At 61.7% G+C, this 7,749-nt stretch carries 5 protein-coding genes and 1 pseudogene; 4 read left to right on the top strand and 2 right to left on the bottom strand.

The features are described 5' to 3' along the window. From X773_RS64815 to X773_RS64800, 4 genes and pseudogenes are all read left to right on the top strand, one after another. The coding region (locus X773_RS64815) for a valine--tRNA ligase (protein ID WP_023678941.1) at positions 1-2,040 on the top strand (2,040 nt) is incomplete at its 5' end. A 425-nt stretch (positions 2,041-2,465) separates the two neighbouring features. Continuing rightward, positions 2,466-3,686, top strand: a complete 1,221-nt coding sequence (locus X773_RS64810) for an outer membrane protein transport protein (protein ID WP_023678940.1) — start codon at positions 2,466-2,468, stop codon at positions 3,684-3,686. A 279-nt stretch (positions 3,687-3,965) separates the two neighbouring features. Then, a pseudogene (ilvD, locus tag X773_RS64805) lies at positions 3,966-5,698 on the top strand (dihydroxy-acid dehydratase). Then, entirely contained in the window at positions 5,685-6,521 is an 837-nt protein-coding gene (locus X773_RS64800) for a tetratricopeptide repeat protein (protein WP_023678939.1), read from the top strand. Before ilvD ends, X773_RS64800 begins: the two are co-directional and overlap by 14 nt. A 24-nt stretch (positions 6,522-6,545) precedes the next feature. Here X773_RS64800 and X773_RS64795 read toward each other — a convergent pair whose 3' ends face one another. After that, entirely contained in the window at positions 6,546-6,863 is a 318-nt protein-coding gene (locus X773_RS64795) for a hypothetical protein (RefSeq protein WP_023678938.1), read from the bottom strand. A gap of 77 nt (positions 6,864-6,940) precedes the next feature. Continuing rightward, on the bottom strand, positions 6,941-7,735 hold the full coding sequence (gene xth, locus X773_RS64790) for an exodeoxyribonuclease III (RefSeq protein WP_023678937.1): 795 nt from the start codon (positions 7,733-7,735) through the stop codon (positions 6,941-6,943). Positions 7,736-7,749 lie beyond the last annotated feature (14 nt).

The following is a 7,749-nucleotide window of genomic DNA, read 5'->3' as shown; positions in this document are numbered from 1 at the left end:
GTCGGCAAGAACCTCATCCTGCCGATCGTCGGCCGCAGGATCCCGGTGGTGGCGGACGAGTATTCCGATCCCGAAAAAGGCAGCGGTGCGGTCAAGATCACGCCGGCGCATGACTTCAACGACTTCGAGGTCGGCAAGCGCCACCGGCTGCCGGCGGTCAACATCCTTACCGTCAATGCGGCGGTGAGCCTCAAGGACAATGAGGACTTTCTCGCCGGACTGGACGTGACGCCGGAGCGCCAGACCGTCTGGGACGGCCTCGACGGCCTGGACCGTTTCGATGCGCGCAAGAAGATCGTCGAGCTGATGCAGGCGGGCGGCTTTCTCGAAAAGGTCGAGCCGCATCGCCACGCCGTGCCGCATGGCGACCGCGGCGGCGTGCCGATCGAGCCGTTTCTGACCGACCAGTGGTATGTCAATGCGGCGGAACTGGCCAAGCCGGCGATCGCCTCGGTGCGCGAGAGCCGTACCAATTTCGTGCCCAAAAACTGGGAAAAGACCTATTTCGACTGGATGGAAAACATCCAGCCCTGGTGCATTTCGCGCCAGCTCTGGTGGGGTCACCAGATCCCTGCCTGGTACGGGCCGGACGGGCATGTCTTTGTCGAAAAGACCGAGGAAGAGGCGCTCGGTGCCGCCGTCGAATATTATCTGGCGCTGGAAGGGCCGTGGAAGGCCTGGGTCGAGGACAAGCTTGAGAATTTCCAGCCTGGCGAGATCCTGACCCGGGACGAGGACGTGCTCGACACATGGTTCTCGTCGGCGCTGTGGCCGTTCTCGACGCTTGGCTGGCCGGACCAGACGCGGGAGCTGAAGACCTATTACCCGACCGACGTGCTGGTGACCGGTTTCGACATCATCTTCTTCTGGGTCGCCCGCATGATGATGATGGGCCTGCATTTCATGGATCAGGAGCCGTTTCATACCGTCTATGTCCATGCGCTGGTTCGCGACAAGAACGGGCAGAAGATGTCGAAGTCGAAAGGCAACGTCATCGATCCGCTCGAGCTCATCGACGAATACGGCGCCGATGCGCTGCGCTTCACCTTGACTGTGATGGCAGCGCAAGGGCGCGACGTTAAGCTCGATCCGGCCCGCATTGCCGGTTATCGCAATTTCGGCACCAAGCTGTGGAACGCGACGCGCTTCGCCGAGATGAACGAAGTGGCGCGCGACGACGATTTCTGGCTGCAGGACGCCAAGCTGGCGGTCAACCGCTGGATCTTGACCGAGCTGACGCGAGCCGCGCGGGACATAACGGACGGTATCACCTCATACCGCTTCAACGAGGCGGCGGGTGCCGCCTACCGCTTCGTCTGGAACCAGTTCTGCGACTGGTACCTGGAACTGCTGAAGCCGGTGTTCATGGGCACCGACGAGGCCGCCAAGGCCGAGAGCAGGGCATGCGTTGCCTTCGTACTCGACGAGATCTACAAGCTGCTGCATCCGATGATGCCGTTCATGACCGAGGAACTGTGGGCCGAAACCGCCGGCGAGGGCAGGCAACGGCAATCGCTGCTTTGTCATGCGGCATGGCCGTCGCCCGACTTCGAGGACGAGGCGGCCGCCGCCGATATCAACTGGCTGGTCGACCTTGTCTCCGGCATCCGCTCGGTGCGTTCGGAGATGAACGTGCCGCCGGCGGCTATCGCACCGCTCGTGGTGATCGGCGCCAACGACGCGACACACGAAAGGCTCGAGCGTCAGGGCTCGGCTATCAAGCGTCTGGCGCGGGTCGGCGACATCTCGCTCGCCGAGGCGCCACCGAGGGGATCCGCCCAGATCGTGGTCAACGAGGCGACGATCTGCCTGCCGCTCGGCAGCCTGATCGACCTTGCCGCCGAGGCAGCGCGCCTGCACAAGGAGCTTGCGAAAGTGACCGAGGAAATAGCGCGGCTCTACAAGAAGCTGTCCAACGAGAAATTCGTCGCCAACGCGCCGGAAGAGGTGGTGGAGGCCGAGCGTGAAAAACTCGCCGAATATCGCGAGGCGCAAGAGAAGCTTTCGGTGGCATTGGCGCGGGTGCGCGATGCCGGTTGATCGAACAGATTGGGCCGGTTGATCGAACAGGTTGGGCCGGCTGATCAAACAAATTGGGCCTGCTGGCCGCAATAGATTCGCCGGTCACGAATCTGCCTTCCAGACAGGCCGCCTGCCACGAAAACAGGCATTCCGCAGCGTAAATCTTGAGGCAAACTGAATGTTTTTGCCCCATTGTTGCCGTAATGTAACAATGGCTGACTGGGCACGCAAAATGCCCTGTTTTGCAGTGATTTAGGGTTTTTTCCCGAGTTTTCTCATCGATCTGTATTGTGGCGGCCATTTTCCCGCCTCGGTAAGAAGGCCGACACCTTGTCGGAAATGCGTTCAGCCAAGCTGTACATGTACGCACGGCGAATTCGTTGTTGCGCCGTTAACCTGAATTGGTTCTAGCTTGATGCAAGGACATTTCGGGGAGGAGATTCATGTGTTATTCGCGTCTGAAAGTGCTGCTGGGCGCGGGGGCTTTTTCGCTGGCTTTGGCTGGGGCGGTGCAAGCCGGGGGCTTTGACCGGGGCGGCGTCAATATCGACCAGCTGTTCGACGCGGCGCCATATTCGTTCGACGCAGGCGTCACCTATGTTTCGCCACAGCGCAAACTCAAGAATGTGCAGCGTCTCGATGGCTCGGGTTTGTCGACATCGGCGGTGGACGTTGGTGGCGATTATGCGGTGCCGCATGTCGGCATCAAGGCCAACATCTTTGAGCCCGTAGACTGTCTTGCCACCTATACGAGACCGTATGGTGCGGACGCGAATTTCGGCATGAACAACGCCTATTCGCCGACAGCGGTCAAATACGCCGTCGACACAGACGATTTCGGTTTCACCTGCTCCTATAAGGTGAACGTCGGCAAGGGCGCCATACGATTCATCGGCGGTGTCTCCTACCAGCAGGTAGACGCGTTTCTTTCCCGTCAGACACTGCTCGCCTTCGGCAATACCGGCCTCGGCGTCTTCAAGCTATCCGACGAGGCATGGGGTTGGCGTGCGGGCGCAGCCTATGAGATCCCCGAGATCGCCCTGCGCGCCAGCCTGATGTACTCTTCGAGCTACAAATATGACGGGCTGTCGGGAACCGTCGACACGACCGGCTTCAGGGGCGCCTTTCCAGCGGATCTGATTCCCGGCTCTACCGGCGTGTACCCAGTCTCGGCGTCGGCTGAGATACCTCAGGCTCTGGAATTCAAGCTGCAGAGCGGTATAGCTCCTGGCTGGCTGGCCTTTGGTTCCATCCGCTGGCAGGAGTGGAGCAAGCTTGGCGTCATTGCCATCAATGGCGTGCGCAGTCCGGTAACCGGTTTGCCCTCGCCCGTTTCATTCGACCTGCTTTATCGCGACGGCTGGACGGTCACGGGCGGTATCGGGCACAAGTTCACCGATCAATTGTCGGGCGTGGTTTCGCTGACCTGGGATCGCGGCACCTCGACGACCTCCGGCTATCAGTCGGATACCTGGGCCGTTGCCAGCGGCGTCTCCTATTCGCCGAACGACCAGATCGAGGTCAGGCTCGGCGGCTCGATCGGTGTGCTGACGAGCGGGTCATCGACTTTCAGCGGTGTCGGCGACGTGGCAAATGCCGTTACCTATACCTACGGCAACGACCTGCTTCTCGCTGGTTCGGCTTCCGTCAAGATCAAGTTCTAACTATTAAATTTTAAACGACAAAACGGCCGGGCGTTGCCCGGCCGTTTTGTTCGGTGCGTCATCCGGCATTCGGCCAATGCAACAAATTGCCCCCATGATGTTCGCTCCGATAATTGTGACGTTTTGGCAACAGTTTCTGAACAACCCTCGCGCCACCCGGCCGCCCGGGAACATTGCCTATTTCCCGCCATAAACCCGGCGCACCTCGAACTTGTCTCGGGACATGCGCCAAAAGGCTAGGCGAAGAGGCAGGCCGCACTGCCCGCGGCAAGGACGAGTATGGACGCCAGAGCGATCTCCAAGGCCAAGCTGCCGAGCCGCCACGTGACCGTTGGTCCCGAGCGGGCGCCGCATCGCTCCTACCTCTATGCGATGGGGCTGTCGGCGGCCGAGATCGCGCAGCCTCTGGTCGGTGTCGCCAGCTGCTGGAACGAGGCCGCGCCCTGCAACATCTCGCTGATGCGCCAGGCACAAGTGGTCAAGAAGGGCGTGGCGGCCGCCAACGGCACGCCACGCGAATTCTGCACCATCACCGTCACCGACGGCATCGCCATGGGTCATCAGGGCATGAAGTCGTCGCTGGTGTCGCGCGAGGTCATCGCCGACTCGGTCGAGCTCACCATGCGCGGCCATTGCTACGATGCGCTGGTTGGATTGGCCGGTTGCGACAAGTCGCTGCCCGGCATGATGATGGCCATGGTGCGCCTCAACGTACCGTCGATCTTCATCTATGGCGGCTCGATACTGCCCGGCAGCTACCGTGGCCGGCAGATCACCGTGCAGGACGTGTTCGAGGCGGTCGGCCAGCATTCGGTCGGCACGATCGGCGACGCCGAGCTGCTCGAGATCGAACAAGCCGCCTGTCCGTCGGCCGGCTCCTGCGGCGCCCAGTTCACCGCCAACACCATGGCCACCGTCGCTGAGGCGATCGGCCTGGCGCTGCCCTATTCCTGCGGCGCGCCGGCACCCTACGAGATGCGCGACCGCTTCAATTTCGCTTCCGGCGAAAAGATCATGGAGCTGATCGCAAGGAACATCCGCCCGCGCGACATCGTTACCATAGAAGCGTTGGAAAATGCCGCGACCGTGGTCTCGGCCACCGGCGGCTCGACCAACGCGGCGCTGCATCTGCCGGCGATCGCGCACGAGGCCGGGATAAAGTTCGATCTTTTCGACGTGGCCAAGATATTCGAGAAAACACCCTATATCGCCGACCTCAAGCCGGGCGGCAAATACGTCGCCAAGGACATGTTCGAGGCCGGCGGCATTCCGCTCTTGATGAAGACGCTGCTCGACCATGGCTATCTTCATGGCGATTGCCTGACGGTGACCGGCCGCACTTTGGCCGAAAATATGGAACATGTTTCCTGGAATGACAGCCAGGATGTGGTCCGTCCCGCCAATAGGCCGATTACCCAGACCGGCGGGGTCGTGGGCTTGAAGGGTAACCTTGCCCCCGAAGGCGCGATCGTGAAGGTCGCTGGTATGGCGGAACTGAAATTCTCGGGTCCGGCACGCTGCTTCGATTCGGAAGNTCGGAAGAGGAATGTTTCGAAGCGGTTACGCACCGTAACTATAGCGAAGGCGAGGTTCTCGTCATCCGTTACGAGGGTCCGCGCGGCGGCCCGGGCATGCGCGAAATGCTGTCGACGACGGCGGCTCTCTACGGCCAGGGCATGGGCGGCAAGGTGGCGCTCATCACCGACGGGCGTTTTTCGGGCGCGACGCGCGGTTTCTGCATCGGCCATGTCGGGCCGGAAGCGGCTGTCGGCGGCCCGATCGGGCTGCTTAGGGATGGCGACTTGATCTCGATCGACGCGGTGAACGGCACGATCGAGGTTGCATTGTCCAAAGCCGAACTGGCGGCGAGGGCAAAAGCATGGAAGGCGCGCACGACCGACTATCAGTCGGGCGCGATCTGGAAATACGCACAGACGGTCGGATCTGCCCGCGACGGCGCGGTCACCCATCCCGGCGGTGCCAAAGAAACACACTGCTATGCGGACATCTGAGTTGTTGAGGTCGTCTGTCCTTTCGGCACTGGTTGCGCTCGCCACGTTTGGCGCGACCTTGGGCGCCGTCGGCCAGGCCATGGCCTTCGACGACAAGGTGTTCGACGACAAGACCGGCGTGAAGCCGCAGTCGAGCCCTTGGGCGGTGTTCCAGTTCGGCTTTTCCGCCTACAAGAACGGCCATAAGGAGCAGGCCGCGGAAGCGTATAAATATGCCGCGGAGAACGGCCAGATCGGCGCCACCTGGAAGCTTGCGCGCATGTATGCCGAAGGCGATGGCGTGGCGCGAGACGACTACGCGGCATTCAAGTTCTTCAGCGAGATCGTCGACCAGGATGTCGAGCCCGGTTCGCCCGAGGAAAGCTATGTTTCGGACGCGCTGGTGGCGCTTGGCGACTATCTGAGGAAGGGCATTCCCGGCAGCCCCGTCGAGGAGAACGAAGTGGCGGCCCAGGAATATTACATGCGTGCCGCTGCCAACTACCGCAATCCGAACGCCCAGTTCGAGATGGGCCAGATGTTCCTCAAGGGTGAGGGCGGCGTCAAGGCCAGCGTCAAGCAGGCCGGACGCTGGTTCCAGCTGGCGGCCGAAAAGGGCCATGCGGGCGCGCAGGCGACGCTCGGCAACCTGCTCTTCCAAAGCGGCAAGATCGTGCGGGGGCTGGCGATGATGACCGCGGCGCTCGAACGGGCCTCACCCGCCGACCAGCCATGGATCCGCGGCATGCAGGAAGAAGCGTTTGCGGCCGCCGGCGAAGCCGACCGCCGCACCGCGATCTCGCTGGCCGACGACATCCTCACCAAGGGTGGCGGCGACCAGTAGGTCGGCAGAATTTCCGTTTTGAAATCAATTGTCGGTCGGTTCCGCCGGCATGCCGCTGGGCGCCGGTGTTGAGATCGGCGTGCCCTGCAGATGTGGGGCCAGCGTGTTCTCCGGGCAGCCATCCCGCTGCTTTGTCCAGGACGTGTTGTTGAGCACCATCTCGCAACGGGCGAGGTAGCTTTGGCCGGCAAGCGTCAGGCAGGCGACCCGGCCGATCTGGAATGATTTGCCGTTAGCCAGGCACTCTGCATCGGCAAAAGCCGGCGTCGCCACCGCCATCGCAAGCGCGCAGCCGATCGGGCAGAGTGCAAATCGAGTAGTCATGGGAACCCCAGCCACCATGATGATTTCTCATCAAGCACGCGATTTGTGGCGATAAGAGGTCAACTTATCAATGTGCCGCCGGACAGCAGCTGCGGTCAGGCCGGCTGCAGCGCCAGATCGATCGCCACCGGCACGTGGTCGGAGGGTTTTTCCCAGGCGCGCACCTGTTTTTCGATCGAAGCCGAGGAAAACCAGTTGGCGGCTTCGGGCGACAGAAGCAAATGGTCGATGCGAATGCCGTTGTTCTTCTGCCAGGCGCCGGCCTGATAGTCCCAGAACGTAAAAATGTCCGGGGCGTCGGTGACGGCACGCACGGCTTCGGTGAAGCCGAGATTCTTCAGCCGCCGGAACGCCTGCCGCGTCGCGGGCTGGAACAGTGCATCGCTTAGCCAGTTTTCCGGATACTTCGCGTCGATCGGCTCGGGAATGACATTGTAGTCGCCGGCCAGGACCAGCGGCTCTTCCAAAGCAAGCCGCTCCTCGGCCCAGCGCTCAAGTCGCGCCATCCAGGAAAGCTTGTAGGAGAACTTCTTCTCGTCGTCGATCGGGTTGCCGTTCGGCAGATAGATCGAGGCAACGCGCAAGGCGCCCTTGTCGGTCGAGAACACGCCCTCGATGAAACGCGCCTGCTCGTCGGCATCGTCGCCCGGCAAGCCGCGATTGACCTCGTCGAAACGCAGCTTCGACAGGATGGCGACGCCGTTGAAGCCTTTTTGGCCGTAAGTCTCGACATTGTAGCCGAGCGCCTCGATCTCGGCGCGGGGAAACTGCTCGTCGACCGTCTTGATCTCCTGCAGGCAGGCGATGTCGGGCGCGCTTTCCGTCAGCCAATGGGTCAAATTGCCGATGCGGGCGCGAACGCCGTTGATGTTCCAGGTGACGATTTTCATGACGGCCTCGATAG

This window comes from Mesorhizobium sp. LSJC280B00, from assembly GCF_000502835.1.
Lineage (GTDB): Bacteria > Pseudomonadota > Alphaproteobacteria > Rhizobiales > Rhizobiaceae > Mesorhizobium.
This window is presented reverse-complemented; position numbering and strand designations above follow the sequence as displayed.